This is a genomic window from Sodalinema gerasimenkoae IPPAS B-353 (genome assembly GCF_009846485.1).
In the GTDB taxonomy this organism is placed as follows: domain Bacteria; phylum Cyanobacteriota; class Cyanobacteriia; order Cyanobacteriales; family Geitlerinemataceae; genus Sodalinema; species Sodalinema gerasimenkoae.
The window spans coordinates 1,759,913-1,773,257 of the sequence record NZ_ML776472.1; the positions used below are offsets into that span (position 1 = coordinate 1,759,913).

The window sequence follows — 13,345 nt, forward strand, 5'->3', positions numbered from 1 at the left end:
GCTCCCGACCCCCCACTATACGTCAGATGAGCTAGACTAAACGTAGCATTTTACTCACCGAGACTCGCCAACTATGACTCGTCAACGGACATTCCCTCGGCTTCGCCCCAGCTTCACCCGCAGCCCACGGTCTGACTCCTCCCCCAAACGGCCACTCACTCGCGTGAAAGCGATCGCAGCGACCTGGGCTATCCTGCAAGCCCTGATGGCGAGTCCCGTCATAGCCCAAGCCCAAAATAATGGCTTGTCCTACAGTGAGTTGCTCGAACGAGTCCGTAGTGGTCAAGTCGAACGAGTCGAACTTGATCCCGCGCGCCAAACCGCCCAGGTTCGTCTGCAAGGGGAAGATGACCTCCAAGAAGTTCAGATCTTTGAAGACAACCCCGATTTAATGACGTTACTCCGCAACAACCCCGACGTTGAAGTGGAGATCAACCCCACCCCAGATAACAGTTTCGCCGTTGGGATGTTGGGCCAGTTGATGATTATCTTCCTGCTCATCGGCGGCTTGATGCTGATTATTCGTCGCTCCAGCCAGTCCGGTAATAACGCCCTCAGTTTCGGCAAATCCCGCGCTCGCTTCCACATGGAATCGAAAACCGGCGTGGTGTTTGACGATGTGGCCGGGATTGAGGAAGCCAAAGAAGAACTCCAAGAAGTGGTCACCTTCCTCAAACAACCTGAAAAATTCACCGCCATTGGTGCTCGCATTCCCCGAGGCCTGTTATTGGTGGGCGCTCCTGGAACCGGTAAAACCCTTCTGGCGCGGGCAATTTCGGGAGAAGCCGGTGTGCCATTCTTCAGTATTTCTGGATCTGAGTTTGTCGAGATGTTTGTCGGGGTTGGGGCATCACGAGTGCGAGATCTCTTCCGCAAAGCCAAAGAAAATGCCCCCTGTCTCATCTTCATCGATGAAATTGATGCCGTAGGCCGACAACGGGGAACAGGGATTGGCGGCGGAAATGATGAACGCGAGCAAACCCTCAACCAACTTCTCACGGAGATGGATGGCTTTGAAGGCAATAGTGGCGTAATTGTCATTGCTGCCACCAACCGCCCCGATGTTCTAGATGCCGCCCTCTTGCGGCCCGGACGCTTTGACCGTCAGGTGAGTGTCAGCTTACCGACCTATAACGGACGACTGGGGATTTTGGAAGTTCACGCCCGCAACAAGAAACTGGCCGATGACATTTCCCTGGAGAAAATCGCCCGTCGCACCCCCGGATTCTCTGGGGCGGATTTAGCGAACTTACTCAACGAAGCAGCGATTCTCACGGCCCGTCGTCGTAAGCAGGCCATTGGGGAATCAGAGGTTGAGGATGCCATCGATCGCATTACCATCGGTCTGAAGTTACAACCTCTCCTCGATAGCAAGAAAAAGCGCATCATTGCCTACCATGAGGTGGGTCATGCCATATTGATGACCCTGCTCAAGAACTCCGATCCCCTCAACAAAGTCACCATTGTGCCACGGTCGGGTGGTGTGGGCGGGTTTGCCCAACAAACCTACAGTGAGGACATGGTCGATAGTGGCTTATACACCCGTGCCTGGCTCATTGACCGCATTATCATCACCATGGGAGGACGGGCTGCTGAACAGGTGGTATTTGGGGATGCCGAGGTGACCATTGGGGCGGGGAACGACCTGAAAGTGGTGTCCACCTTAGCTCGGGAAATGGTGACCCTCTATGGAATGTCAGATTTGGGGCCGGTAGCCTTGGAAAGTCCCAATAATCAGGTGTTCTTGGGACGGGAGTTGATGCCCAGTTCAGACCATTCCGAGGAAATGGCGACGCAGATTGACCGCCATGTGCGATCGCTGGCGCAACGCTGCTATGAGGAAGCCTGTCGGATTCTCCAAGAAAACCGTGTTCTCATGGATTCACTGGTAGAACTTTTGATTGAGCGAGAGGAGATCGACGGCGAGGAGTTCCGACGCATCGTCGCTGAACATGCGGAACTGCCCGAAACGGAATTGGCCACCACTGTTGAGCCGGTAGCCTCAATTTAAGGAATTTTACGACTCCCGCCCAGGCTAGGGCCGTCCTTTGTCGGCCCTTAACCTTTGTTGATTAGCGATCGCGGTGCATGGCCCGCAGGACTAGGGCCGGATCGACCCAGCGATCGCCATAGCGTAAGCCCCAATGCAAGTGAGGGCCCGTCGTGCGTCCACTCATGCCCACGCGCCCAATACGAGCAGCAGAGGGCACTGCTTGCCCCTCAGACACTTGTATTCCCCCTCGGCGATCGACCAGGGTCGGCCGACCTTGGATGGTCTGGACTTGTCCAGCCAAGTGACAATAGATATGTTCCCAATCCCCGGACTCAATCACCAGGCCCACGCCACAGCCTTGGTCGTTAATCACTTCTACTAGAGTTCCCCCCCACCAACTGCGGATATAACTTCCCTCAGGGGCAGCAATATCCAAGCCAGAATGGAACTCATAGCCGCGTCCTCCCGTGGGGGAGTTGCGGAAGCCAAAGGGAGAGGTATAGGCTTGGAAATTTTCCACCGGGAAGGAGGCCCCAGTCCAGCTTCCCGCTTCAATATTCAGGGCCATAGCTTGGGGCGATCGCCCATTCAGGAACACCACCAAGCAGAGAGTCATCATGGCAACTGCCACAAGGCGAGACGGCCAAGCCAGCCGTTGTAACGGTTTAAGGTCTAACGTCAGTTTCACAAGTTCCCCAGCATCGCCCATGACGATGTTTTACAGTGATTGAGAAAATTGTAGGGCGACCACAAAAGTAGGGCAACCACAAAAAACCCTCCCACCCCATTTCCTCCCCTCCCAGGAGGGGTGACCGAAGGGCGGGGTGGGTTCTCCCCTCCCAGGAGGGGTGCCCGAAGGGCGCCCACCCAAGAGGGGAGGGAGGAGGGGTGCCCGAAGGGCGGGGTGGGTTCTCCCCTCCCAGGAGGGGTGGCCCGAAGGGCGGGGTGGGTTCTCCCCTCCCAGGAGGGGTGCCCGAAGGGCGCCCACCCAAGAGGGGAGGGAGGAGGGGTGCCCGAAGGGCGGGGTGGGTTCTCCCCTCCCAGGAGGGGTGCCCGAAGGGCGGGGTGGGTTCTCCATGTCCTCATGTAGTTCTCCCCCATACCCCTCCCGTCTCCCCAACAAGTCCCACAAAAAAGCCCATGTCAGGGACACACAGGCCAAAGGAACAGCAAGTTAGTTCCAATTAACAGAAATGACTTAACGGAAACCCACAGCGGCTTGCCAGACAAACGCCAGTAAGAGGAAAAACAGGGGAATCAAGGGCAGAACATCCACTAAGGGATTGAAGATCTGATAGGCTTCCGGGAGTTTGGCTAAGAACAGAGCTGCGTCCATTGGGTTAAAATCCTTTTATCGCTCGAGTTTTCTCATAATTCAAACAAATATTAACATAAGGCGTTGAATTGACCCAAAATGTTAATTTAAGTTAAGCAAAATCCTCCAACTGGCCTTAGGGAGCCGGTTGCAGCCAGCCCGCAAATTCCTGCGCAAAACAGCCATCGAGGATAGACTGGCGAATCCGCTGCGTGAAGCGAATTAACTCCGTAATGTTGTGAATCGAGAGTAGGGTGTAGGCCAGGAGTTCCTGCGATCGCACCAAATGAGACAAATAAGCTCGCGAGAAATTCTGACAAGTATAACAGGGGCATTCCTCATCGAGGGGCGCATAATCCCGTCGAAAACGCGCATTTTTGAGATTCCAGCGTTCTCCCCGCACAAACGCCGCTCCATGTCGGCCCAAACGAGTAGGAATGACACAATCAAATAAATCAATCCCCGAGGCGATGGCCTGGGCCATTTCCCGATAAGTCCCCACCCCCATCAGGTAGCGAGGCTTATTCTCTGGAAGGAGGGGAGTGGTGGCCTTAACAATCGCCTCAATCAACTCCGGCGGTTCCCCCACACTCACCCCACCAATGGCATATCCTGGCAAGTCCAGCTTTTGCAAGGATGCAGCCGCTTGCGCTCGTAAATCCGGGTAAACCCCTCCCTGTACAATCCCAAACAGGGCTTGCCGTTGTGCCTGAGAACTCTTACGATGGTGGTCAATACAGCGTTTCAACCAGCGTTCAGTCCGTGCCGTGGCCAACTCCACTGCCTCGCGGCTTGCGGGGTAGGGGGGACATTCATCAAAGGCCATGATGACATCCGCCCCCAGAGCGTTTTGAATCTCAATCGAGCGTTCCGGGGTTAGATTAATCCGCGCCCCATCCCGAGGCGAGCGGAAGGTCACCCCCTCCTCTGTAATCGTGCGCATCTGGCTGAGGCTAAACACCTGAAAGCCTCCCGAGTCTGTGAGCATCGGGCCATCCCAGCCCATAAAACGATGTAGGCCGCCGGCTTCGGCCACAATATCTTCCCCCGGCTGTAAATGCAGATGGTAGGTATTGGCCAGAACCATTTGTGCCCCAGTTCCTCGGAGCTGGTGGGGGGTCACGGTTTTGACGTTGGCTAAGGTTCCCACAGGCATAAAACGTGGCGTTTCGACAATGCCGTGGGGCGTCTGGAACACCCCAGCTCTGGCTCCGGTGTCCGGGCAAGTGGCCTGGGTGTGATACTCAAAAAACTGGTTCAAGGGTCGGGGCTGCTTAACAAATCCAAGTTTGATATTGTATCATTAAGATGAGGCGTGCGGTCTCAACTTGAGATCGGGATACCACACCGGTGAAGCCTCAGTATCTGGGGACTAAACCCCAAGCTAGACTGATACGAGGGTGTTCCTCCCGCAGGAGCGGACTCTGTTCAAATCACACTTGAACCCACGGCTGCCCTTAGAGCATCGATTACGATGGAAATAGGGTATGTATGACTAAAAAAAGCGGCTCTGACTGATACGTGTGTACATCTGTTTCGATAACTGACTCGGAGTAGGGAGCATACTTGAGCCTACTACTGAGGTTCAAGGGGGCTACATAGAATATGGCTAAATCTAACGATCTGTATCTAGCTGAGCAGGAATTATATGATCACCTGCTTGATTTAGTAAAGGTCGAAGCGCCAGAACGGTTGCTCGAACGCTTTAGAACCCTGTTCGTCCAGGGTTCAGGATATCCCGATCCAGAAATTGCTTCAATCATCCAGACTATTGTCTCGTTGGATCAGGCTGAGGATGAGTTTAATAGTGTCCTCAACCGCTGCTGCCATATTCTCATCAACCATTGGCAGATGGAAACCAAGCACCAGCCGGCTATTCCTGAGTTGGTGAACCTCATTAGTACCTCGGGCGATCGCCGGATGCAATCCCGAGAGGCCCGCCGCATTCAGAACCTGCTGGCACAGTTCAAGAGCAGTGATGAATATATAACCCTTCAGCGGTTAGTTCAAGTAGTTGATCGCAGCAAAGACAGTGATCAACCCCCCGAACAGCAGCCCTTAGGAACTCTAATTGGTCGTTACCCCTATCTTTATTCTCACTCGTTGTTGAGAGATAGTAGTAGTTACGAGCATCAACAAACCGTTCAGAAACTACAGGCTCATCGGCAAAAGCAGTATGAAGTGCATTTGTCAAAATATGTTTCCTATAAAGTCAAACGGGCCCAACTCGCGCGACAAAATCCTAAATTGCTGAAAAATCCTCGCATTATTCAGCCGGTGCGAAACCCCACATTATTGGGCGATCGCGAACTCTACGTTGCGGTTAAACAGTTTTCTGGGCGAGCAGAGGGGCAATACACCTATAAAGACTTAGCCCAGACCTTCCGCACTCATACCAGCCAAACCCGCACCTATCGAGAGTTTAAAGAAGACTTATTTGAGTACCTCATTACCACGGTTGATGAAGACTATGGTAGGCGTTTGTTCTACGATAAGCTGTATCAGCACTTAATGAATACCCTGCCCCAATGTGACGACCAAAAACCGACAGATTTTTTAGTCGTTCGTACCTGTAGCCAACTCCTGAACTTCCTGGTGGTTGAGAGTCCCCAAAATCCCAACCACTATGTTCTCATCGACCTCCTCTCCAACATCGGCCCCACCTTTGTTATGGCCCTGTTGCTGAAAATTCTCTTAATTTGTCGTCGAGTACGTCCCTATCTAGAAAAACGGTTTTCCATTCTCTTTGACCATTACGATCAAAGTACCCGCGAAGCCGTCCGGTGGCTGATAGAATCCTTAGAAAATCTGCAAGTTGCCCTAAGTACAAACTTTGGTTCCGCCGATCTCTCAATGATCAGCCGTGCATCTTAAGGCTCACATAGGTAGGTTCGCAGGGGTTGATAGAATTGTTTGGGGAAACTCAAAATGGAGAGTCACCCTCTTGGGTTGCCCGGGGAACATATCTCTATCCACCGTTACCTGTTTTTACGTTTCTATCGCAACCGAAGAGTGCCCAACTGAGACCTTGAGGTGGCAGAAAATTCCCCACCTATTGCCTGTTGCCTGTTGCCTGTTGCCTATTGCCTATTGCCTATTGCCTTCTTGTCCCCCATTTTTTGTCCTATTTAGACCAACTTTTGCTACATGCCTAACCCCCGTTCTTCAAATTTTGAGCGTGAACTTGATGAAGCCATCTTTAGTTTTGCCGATATTCAATCAGAACTCAATTACAAACGGGCGAAAACGGCATTGCATGACCTTGTAGACCGGTTGGACCTCTCGGAGCGAGAACGGACTGGCTTAGAAGCCGAAATTGAAGGCTTAGAGAGCATGTTGGACAAGTTAGAGTCTGACGTGGTGCAGATTGCTGCCTTTGGCATGGTGGGCCGGGGGAAATCCTCTCTGTTAAATGCCTTGGTGGGACAGCCAGTGTTTGAAACCGGGCCGCTGCATGGGGTGACGCGATCGCAGCAAAGTGTCGATTGGACCTTAACCCGCAGTGCCGTCGGCGAGGGAATCGATGATGTTTTACAAGTCTCCTTACCCACGGTGGGAACTGCCCGGGTGGAATTAGTCGATACTCCAGGATTAGATGAGGTTCACGGGCAAACTCGCGCGGAATTAGCCCATAAAATCGCTAAACGAGCCGATTTAATTCTCTTTGTGATTTCTGGGGATATCACCCAGGTTGAATACGATGCCCTCTCGGAGATTCGCGAGGCCGGGAAACCCCTGTTGTTGGTGTTTAACAAAATTGACCAATATCCCGATGCCGATCGCCAGGCGATTTATGATCAAGTCCGTAATGAGCGAGTGCGACAACTGCTGACGAGCGATCGCATTGTCATGGCCGCCGCCTCTCCCTTAACCCCGACGTTGGTAGAGAAGTCTGATGGACGTAAGGGGGTGGTGATGGAAGCTGGGAAACCCCAAGTTCAAGAATTGAAACTGAAAATCCTAGAGATTCTCCAGCGAGAGGGGAAATCTCTGGTGGCCCTCAACAGTATGCTCTATGCCGATGAGGTGAATGAGCAGGTGGTGCAGCGGAAGATGGAGATTCGCGATCGCCAAGCCAGTCGAATTATCTGGAATGGGGTCATGGCCAAGGCCCTGGCGATCGCCCTCAACCCCGTCACCGTCGTGGATATCCTCACCGCCGCCACCGTAGATGTGTTTCTGTTGATGTCCCTATCGCGACTGTACGGCATTCCCATGACGCAAACCGGGGCGATCGATTTGCTGCAAAAAATTGCCCTGAGTATGGGAGGAATTAGTGCCAGTGAATTGCTCGCCAATTTGGGCTTAAGTGGTCTGAAAAGTCTCTTAGGAGTCGCCACACCCGTGACTGGAGGAGTGGCCTTTGGGGGCTATGTCTCCGTAGCCATTACCCAGGCCAGTGTCGCGGGGGTGTCCACCTATGCGATCGGACAAGTCGCCAAAACCTATCTCGCCAACGGGGCATCCTGGGGACCAGAGGGGCCAAAAGTGGTCGTTCAGCAAATCCTTGATTCCCTGGATGAAACCTCAATTTTGAGTCAGATTAAAGATGAGCTTCAGCAAAAGTTAGTGGGATAACATGACAGACCCAGATAGTCGTTGGATACAGAGGTTCTCTAACTTCAAACGAACATTTTTGTTGTTAGAAAATGCTCTAAGTATTGAATCTCCGTCTTTAGTTGAACGAGCTGGATTAATTCAATTCTTTGAAATGGCATTTGAACTCGCCTGGAAACTTTTAAAAGACTATGAAGAAATGGAGGGGTTCACCGTTAAAACCCCTAGAGAGACCCTAAAGCAAGCCTTTCAAGCAGAAATAATCACCCAAGGTCAAGATTGGATTGAAGCCCTTCAAGACCGCAACTTGATGGCACACACGTACAATGAAAAAACAGCGATCGCAGTGGAACAGCGAATTCGTTACAAGTACTTTCCCCTCTTAAAAAATCTCCATGAAACCTTTGAAGCGAAATTAAACACACGCTAAACATGAGCTATGGACTCACAGACCAAGATTTAGATCATATCCGAGGGGCGATCGCCAAATTCCCAGAAATTGACCAAGTCCTATTATTTGGGTCTCGTGCAAAAGGTAACTACAAACCTGGGTCAGATGTTGACTTAGCCATTCAGGGTGAGTCCGTCACCCACTCCACAATTTTCCAGCTTGCTGATGTACTCAATGAAGACAGTCCCCTTCCCTACTTCTTCGATGTGATTGACTACACCAGCATTGACGAACCCAAATTAACCGAGCATATTAACCGCGTTGGCATCCCGATTTTTACTCGAACAACTCCTTAACCCGGAACCCAAACCGACACCGACCCCCCCTCACAGGAGAATTCCGCCCATCCCTCATCATTGGTCACCACCGGTTCTGTAATATGTTCCGTTAAATCAACATAGGTTGTATTGGCTTGCCCCACCTCCATAAACTTACGTCCTTCCTCACCATTACTCAAAATCACCGCCATTCCCCCAGGATGCTCCTCATCCCCCAACCGAGTCCAACCAATCGTATTTGGATGGTCAAGATAGTCATATTGGTCGCCATAGGCATAGGTTTTACGAGCCATGAGAAACTTATCAATCAACCATTGATGACTATCCAACCAAATCTCATACTCCTGACCATCAGGGGCAGAATCCTTGTAATGGGCCCCATAGTAATCGGCGACAAACACACAGGGGTAGCCATCCCGGCGTAACAAAATCAAGGCATAGGCCAAAGGCTTAAACCAACCCTCAACCACAGACTCCAACGACTGCAACGGTTGAGAGTCATGATTATCGACCAGGGTTACCGCCAACGCCGGTTGTTCCTTGACCAAACTATTATCAAAAATCTGCCGCAGGTCATACTCACTGCCCTGATTACTAGCATTACTGAAGTTGTAATGAAGGGGAGCATCAAACAACATCACATCCCCACCGGTCTCCTTGATAAAGTGATGTAAGGCATCAAGATTGCCCGACCAATACTCACCAACCGCAAACAAAGACCGGCCTGCGTGATAACGAACATGGCTTAGCCATTGGGGAAAAAAGACCGCTTCGACATGCTTGACTGCATCAAAGCGAAATCCATCAACTTGAGTTGTCTCCACATACCATTTTCCCCAATGTTTCAGTTCTTCCTGAACATCCGGCCGACTCATATCCAAGTCACAGCCCATTAAATAATCGAAGCTGCCCTTCTCCAAATCCACGCCGTCATCAAAGGTTTTCCCATCAAAGAGATAGACCACATCGGCATCGCTATCATAGGCGTTGTAATCTGCGGCGGTGAAGTGCCACCAATGCCATTCAAGTTCTGAATACTTTTTCTGACGGCCAGGAAAGGTGAAGTGTGTCCAGGCTTGAATCGTTTGGGCTTCACCGACCGCTTCATGGCGATTGTGGGGATTAAAGGGCGTGGCTTGAAACTCCTCTGTATGGTCTGCCCCCAGTTTATGGTTAAACACCACATCGGCATAGATATGAATACCAGCGGCTTGGGCAACTTGAATGGCCTTGATGTATTCATCCTTGGTTCCGTATTTGCTGCGGACCGAACCCTTTTGATCGAATTCCCCTAAATCGAATAAATCATAGACCCCATAGCCCACATCGTAGCCCCCTGCCGTGCCTTTATAGGCTGGAGGTAACCACAGAGCGGTAAATCCTGCATCAGCAAGGTCTTGGGCGTTGTCTACAACTTGGTTCCACAGGCTCCCATCAGCGGGGGTATACCAGTGGAAATACTGCATCATGACACCGTTGGCTTCAGACATAACACCCTGTATCTCCTAAAGAGGTTTAATTTTGGAAAAAGTGGAATAGACTATTCCGCATCGGGTGACGAATCCTGTGCCTGACGCTGTTGCCAGATGAGGCCAAGATAGCCTAGGACGGTTCCTGCGGCTAATCCGGTAAAGCCGCGATGGGAGATGGTCGCAAGTTCAGCCGTCGGGAAGGGTAACAGGAGACTAAATGCCCAAAGTCCTACCCCAATCCAGACCCCATTACGACGCAATAGGTAGCCCAGAAACCCCCCAGGAACGAGGGTAACGGCAAACAAAATCCAAGAGAGGAGATTCGCCACTGAGGTGCGTGTTCCAGCAATATCCACGATTGAAAATCCTCCCTTGATCGATTTACCTCTGATTGTATCTCAGGTTTTCCTAACTTTGAGGTGAACCACGTAGGGGCACGCCCTTGTGGCTGCCCGAGGACACAGCGGTAAAGTATTGGGGATCAGCTAGAAATGGTCCCAGTGAGGGGGGAACTAGCGTTGGCCATGGCTTGAATGGGAATTCGTCCGGCATGGTGGGCGAGTCGTCCAGCGATGACGGCCATGCCCATGGCTTGCCCCATGGCAACGGGGTTTTGGGCCAGGGCGATCGCCGAATTAATCAAAACCGCATCAGCCCCCAACTCCATGGAAAAAGCGGCTTCGCTCGGAGTGCCAATCCCCGCATCCACCACCACCGGAACCTTGGCATTTTCGACAATGATGCGGATATTCGCCGCCGTCTGAATCCCTTGCCCTGAACCAATCGGAGACCCGAGAGGCATCACCGTAGCACAGCCAACTTCTTCGAGGCGTTTGGCTAACATGGGGTCGGCATTGATATAGGGAAGAACCGCAAATCCTTCTTTAACCAACTGTTCAGCAGCTTCGAGAGTGCCGATAGGATCGGGGAGGAGATAGGTGGGATCGGGAATCACCTCTAGTTTGATGAAGTTATTATCCTCTTGTCCGAGGAGTTTGGCCATTTCCCGTCCCAGTCGGGCGACGCGGATGGCCTCGTCAGCGGTTTTACAGCCAGCGGTGTTGGGCAACATCCAGATTTTGGACCAGTCTAAGGCTTCGGCTAAGCCTTCATGGCCGGGGGCGTTGGTTTGCACCCGACGGACGGCGACTGTGACAATCTCACAGCCACTGGCGGCAATCGTACCGCGCATGGTTTCAAAATCATTATATTTACCACTTCCCGTCATCAGCCGGGAACGGAAAGACCGACCGGCAATTATTAAGGGATCAGCCTCGGGGGGGGTAAGTTGTACCGGCTGGGAAGGAGTTTCGCGGATGTTCGTCAGCATGGTCGAGTCAGGGAGGGGTGAAGACGGTTGGGGGCGATTCCAGGCGAAGGCCTTGAGGAGAGGATCTCGCTGGTTGTCGCAGATGAGATCGGCGGTGAGTTTGGCGGTGATGGGAGCCAGGAGAATGCCGTTGCGGTAATGACCGGTAGCCAGGGTGAGGTTGTCGCAGTAGCTATCTCCCAGAATCGGGAGTTCATCGGGGGTTCCGGGGCGAAATCCTGACCAGATTTCCTCCATGGGATAGTCTTGGAGGGCTGGATAGAGGCGGATGGCCCGGTCGAGGAGTGATCGCAGTCCCTCGGGGGTAGTTCCGGGGACAAATCCCACATCCTCTGAGGTGGCGCCGATGACAATTTGACCCTGGCTACGAGGGATAATGTAGGTGTTGGGGCCATACAGGACGCGCCGTAGGGGCAGTTCTCCGTTAACTCGTGGGGCCCGAACTGAGAACATTTGACCCTTAATGGGTTTGAGGGGTAGGGGGAGCAGTTGACTGGACCAAGATCCCGCCGCCAGAACGTAATGATCGGCCGTGAGTGGTCCGGCTTGGGTTTGTACGCTGCTGATACGAGTCCCCACTTGAGCGATCGCCTCGACGGTTAACCCTTCCTTTAAGGTAATCCCTAGGGCCTCGGCTGCACCGAGGAGCGATCGCATCAAGGCCCGATTATCCACCTGGGCATCTTCTGGATACCACCAGGCCCCCACCACATCGGCCCCCAACCCTGGTTGGTAATGCTGCAACGCCTGGGCATCAAGCCACAAGGAGGGGCCCGCCTCAGGGACTGGGGAAGTCCCGGGGGAGTCATACACCGGGGCCAGAATCCCACAGGGCCAATAGCCGGTGGCAAGTCCTGAGAGGCTTTCGAGTTTCTGAGTCCAGTCTCGATAGAGCGATCGCGACTGCAAACATAACTCCAACATGGGCCCCGGCGACAGGTTCTCGGCTTGGGGGGCTAACATCCCTCCCGCTGCCTGACTCGCGGCCTGTTTGATATCTCGACTAATCACGGTGACACGTGCCCCCCGTAACGTCAGTTCGACGGCAATGGATAAACCCATCACACCGCCACCAATAATTAAAATTTCACGGGTCATGATCTTGACTGGAAAGGATGAGAGGATTTACCAAAGGGCAGGAACGGGAGAGGATTCAGGGGTTGGGGTGGGAGTCGGGGTGGGAGTTGGGCTTGGGGTTGGCGTTGGGGTTGGCGTTGGGGTTGGCGTTGGGGTAGGAGTTGGGCTTGGCGTTGGCGACTCTCCCGCCGAGTTGGAGTTGGGGGAGGTGGGACTGAAGGGAACTGCCTCTGGGACAGTGTCTTGAGGGGAGGACTCCGCCGGAGACGTCGAGTCAGGGGGGACTTGGGCCTCGAGCAGCAAATAAAATATGGCGATCGCCAAGAGGATGCCCAAAACAATCTGAAAGATACGTTGCAAGATAGTTGAGAGACTACTACGGTTGACAATCAGGCGTCCAAACTGGGGTAGTTCCTTGGCCCCAGAAGCTATCAAACTTCGTCACCCGGACATCTCCGAGAACTTGGGTTTGACAGGCTAGACGCAGGGAACGCTGACCTTGATGGGGAGGAAGCGATCGCCGGGTGCGATCGCGCCAATTGGCATCAGAGACCTCTCCCTCAACCGCCACAGCACAGGTTCCACAGGACCCAATCCCCCGGCAATTAATCAAAGAGGCTTTGCCATTGTACAGAGCAATCCCCTGGCGCAGAAGCACACGACGCAGATTGGCACCGCGATCGCACTCAATGGTTTGTCCGGCAGCAAAAACAGTTGGCATAGGCGTCTATTGAGATAATGGCGTTCACCCGTTGGCTTCTATATCTTCTGTTGGCTTTATATATCCATTGTGACAACTTGGCGGCTCAATTACAGCATCAAGTTAAAATTTGAGAACGGTGAACGCAAAACTACCCAGAATTTCTTCCCAG

General features: G+C 52.6%; 13 protein-coding genes and 1 pseudogene. 5 read left to right on the forward strand and 9 right to left on the reverse strand.

Annotated features, from left to right (window positions below):
• Positions 1-73 precede the first annotated feature (73 nt).
• Positions 74-2,011, forward strand: a complete 1,938-nt coding sequence (gene ftsH / locus L855_RS07720) for an ATP-dependent zinc metalloprotease FtsH (RefSeq protein ID WP_159786338.1) — start codon at positions 74-76, stop codon at positions 2,009-2,011.
• Between the two features lie 61 nt (positions 2,012-2,072).
• Here the strand turns inward: ftsH and L855_RS07725 are convergent, their stop codons facing one another.
• The 3 genes from L855_RS07725 to tgt form a co-directional block, all read right to left on the reverse strand.
• Positions 2,073-2,702, reverse strand: a complete 630-nt coding sequence (locus L855_RS07725) for a M23 family metallopeptidase (RefSeq protein ID WP_425500561.1) — start codon at positions 2,700-2,702, stop codon at positions 2,073-2,075.
• Between the two features lie 489 nt (positions 2,703-3,191).
• Positions 3,192-3,329 (reverse strand): photosystem II reaction center protein K, encoded by a 138-nt coding sequence (locus tag L855_RS07730; RefSeq protein WP_159786341.1) that lies wholly within the window; start codon positions 3,327-3,329, stop codon positions 3,192-3,194.
• A 115-nt stretch (positions 3,330-3,444) separates the two neighbouring features.
• Positions 3,445-4,569 carry a tRNA guanosine(34) transglycosylase Tgt gene (gene tgt, locus L855_RS07735; RefSeq protein WP_159786344.1) on the reverse strand — a complete coding sequence of 375 codons (1,125 nt, stop codon included), beginning with the start codon at positions 4,567-4,569 and terminating at the stop codon, positions 3,445-3,447.
• A 344-nt stretch (positions 4,570-4,913) separates the two neighbouring features.
• Between tgt and L855_RS07740 the strand changes: the two genes are divergently transcribed.
• The 4 genes from L855_RS07740 to L855_RS07755 all read left to right on the forward strand — a co-directional run bounded on the left by L855_RS07740 (position 4,914) and on the right by L855_RS07755 (position 8,612).
• A complete protein-coding gene (locus tag L855_RS07740) occupies positions 4,914-6,182 on the forward strand; it encodes a hypothetical protein (RefSeq protein ID WP_159786347.1) in 1,269 nt (422 codons plus the stop codon).
• Between the two features lie 273 nt (positions 6,183-6,455).
• On the forward strand, positions 6,456-7,886 hold the full coding sequence (locus tag L855_RS07745; RefSeq protein WP_159786350.1) for a GTP-binding protein: 1,431 nt from the start codon (positions 6,456-6,458) through the stop codon (positions 7,884-7,886).
• A gap of 1 nt (position 7,887) precedes the next feature.
• Entirely contained in the window at positions 7,888-8,295 is a 408-nt protein-coding gene (locus L855_RS07750) for a nucleotidyltransferase substrate binding protein (RefSeq protein ID WP_159786355.1), read from the forward strand.
• Positions 8,296-8,297: 2 nt separating this feature from the next.
• Entirely contained in the window at positions 8,298-8,612 is a 315-nt protein-coding gene (locus tag L855_RS07755) for a nucleotidyltransferase family protein (RefSeq protein ID WP_159786358.1), read from the forward strand.
• On the opposite strand, the gene L855_RS07760 is transcribed toward L855_RS07755, so the two are convergent.
• The 6 genes and pseudogenes from L855_RS07760 to L855_RS07780 form a co-directional block, all read right to left on the reverse strand.
• A complete protein-coding gene (locus L855_RS07760; protein WP_159786361.1) occupies positions 8,609-10,084 on the reverse strand; it encodes an alpha-amylase in 1,476 nt (491 codons plus the stop codon). The genes L855_RS07755 and L855_RS07760 overlap by 4 nt on opposite strands.
• A 50-nt stretch (positions 10,085-10,134) precedes the next feature.
• Complete coding sequence (locus L855_RS07765; protein ID WP_159786364.1) at positions 10,135-10,422, reverse strand: hypothetical protein; 288 nt, start codon at positions 10,420-10,422, stop codon at positions 10,135-10,137.
• 125 nt (positions 10,423-10,547) lie between these two features.
• Entirely contained in the window at positions 10,548-11,396 is an 849-nt protein-coding gene (locus L855_RS22380; protein ID WP_343039353.1) for a thiazole synthase, read from the reverse strand.
• A gap of 87 nt (positions 11,397-11,483) precedes the next feature.
• A pseudogene (gene thiO, locus L855_RS22385) lies at positions 11,484-12,494 on the reverse strand (glycine oxidase ThiO); the annotation flags it as partial.
• A gap of 27 nt (positions 12,495-12,521) precedes the next feature.
• Complete coding sequence (locus L855_RS07775; protein WP_159786370.1) at positions 12,522-12,833, reverse strand: hypothetical protein; 312 nt, start codon at positions 12,831-12,833, stop codon at positions 12,522-12,524.
• A gap of 16 nt (positions 12,834-12,849) precedes the next feature.
• Positions 12,850-13,194: a 2Fe-2S iron-sulfur cluster-binding protein gene (locus L855_RS07780; RefSeq protein ID WP_159786373.1), complete on the reverse strand. Its 345-nt coding sequence runs from the start codon at positions 13,192-13,194 to the stop codon at positions 12,850-12,852.
• Positions 13,195-13,345: the final 151 nt, after the last annotated feature.

Excerpts from the sequence above, each read along its gene's own strand:
- L855_RS07725 (WP_425500561.1), bottom strand. The coding sequence starts at position 2,702 with ATGGGCGATGCTGGGGAACTTGTGAAACTGACGTTAGACCTTAAACCG.
- L855_RS07750 (WP_159786355.1), top strand. The coding sequence starts at position 7,888 with ATGACAGACCCAGATAGTCGTTGGATACAGAGGTTCTCTAACTTCAAA.
- L855_RS07760 (WP_159786361.1), bottom strand. The coding sequence starts at position 10,084 with ATGTCTGAAGCCAACGGTGTCATGATGCAGTATTTCCACTGGTATACC.
- L855_RS07745 (WP_159786350.1), top strand. The coding sequence starts at position 6,456 with ATGCCTAACCCCCGTTCTTCAAATTTTGAGCGTGAACTTGATGAAGCC.
- L855_RS07740 (WP_159786347.1), top strand. The coding sequence starts at position 4,914 with ATGGCTAAATCTAACGATCTGTATCTAGCTGAGCAGGAATTATATGAT.
- L855_RS22380 (WP_343039353.1), bottom strand. The coding sequence starts at position 11,396 with ATGCTGACGAACATCCGCGAAACTCCTTCCCAGCCGGTACAACTTACC.
- L855_RS07780 (WP_159786373.1), bottom strand. The coding sequence starts at position 13,194 with ATGCCAACTGTTTTTGCTGCCGGACAAACCATTGAGTGCGATCGCGGT.
- L855_RS07755 (WP_159786358.1), top strand. The coding sequence starts at position 8,298 with ATGAGCTATGGACTCACAGACCAAGATTTAGATCATATCCGAGGGGCG.
- L855_RS07730 (WP_159786341.1), bottom strand. The coding sequence starts at position 3,329 with ATGGACGCAGCTCTGTTCTTAGCCAAACTCCCGGAAGCCTATCAGATC.
- ftsH (WP_159786338.1), top strand. The coding sequence starts at position 74 with ATGACTCGTCAACGGACATTCCCTCGGCTTCGCCCCAGCTTCACCCGC.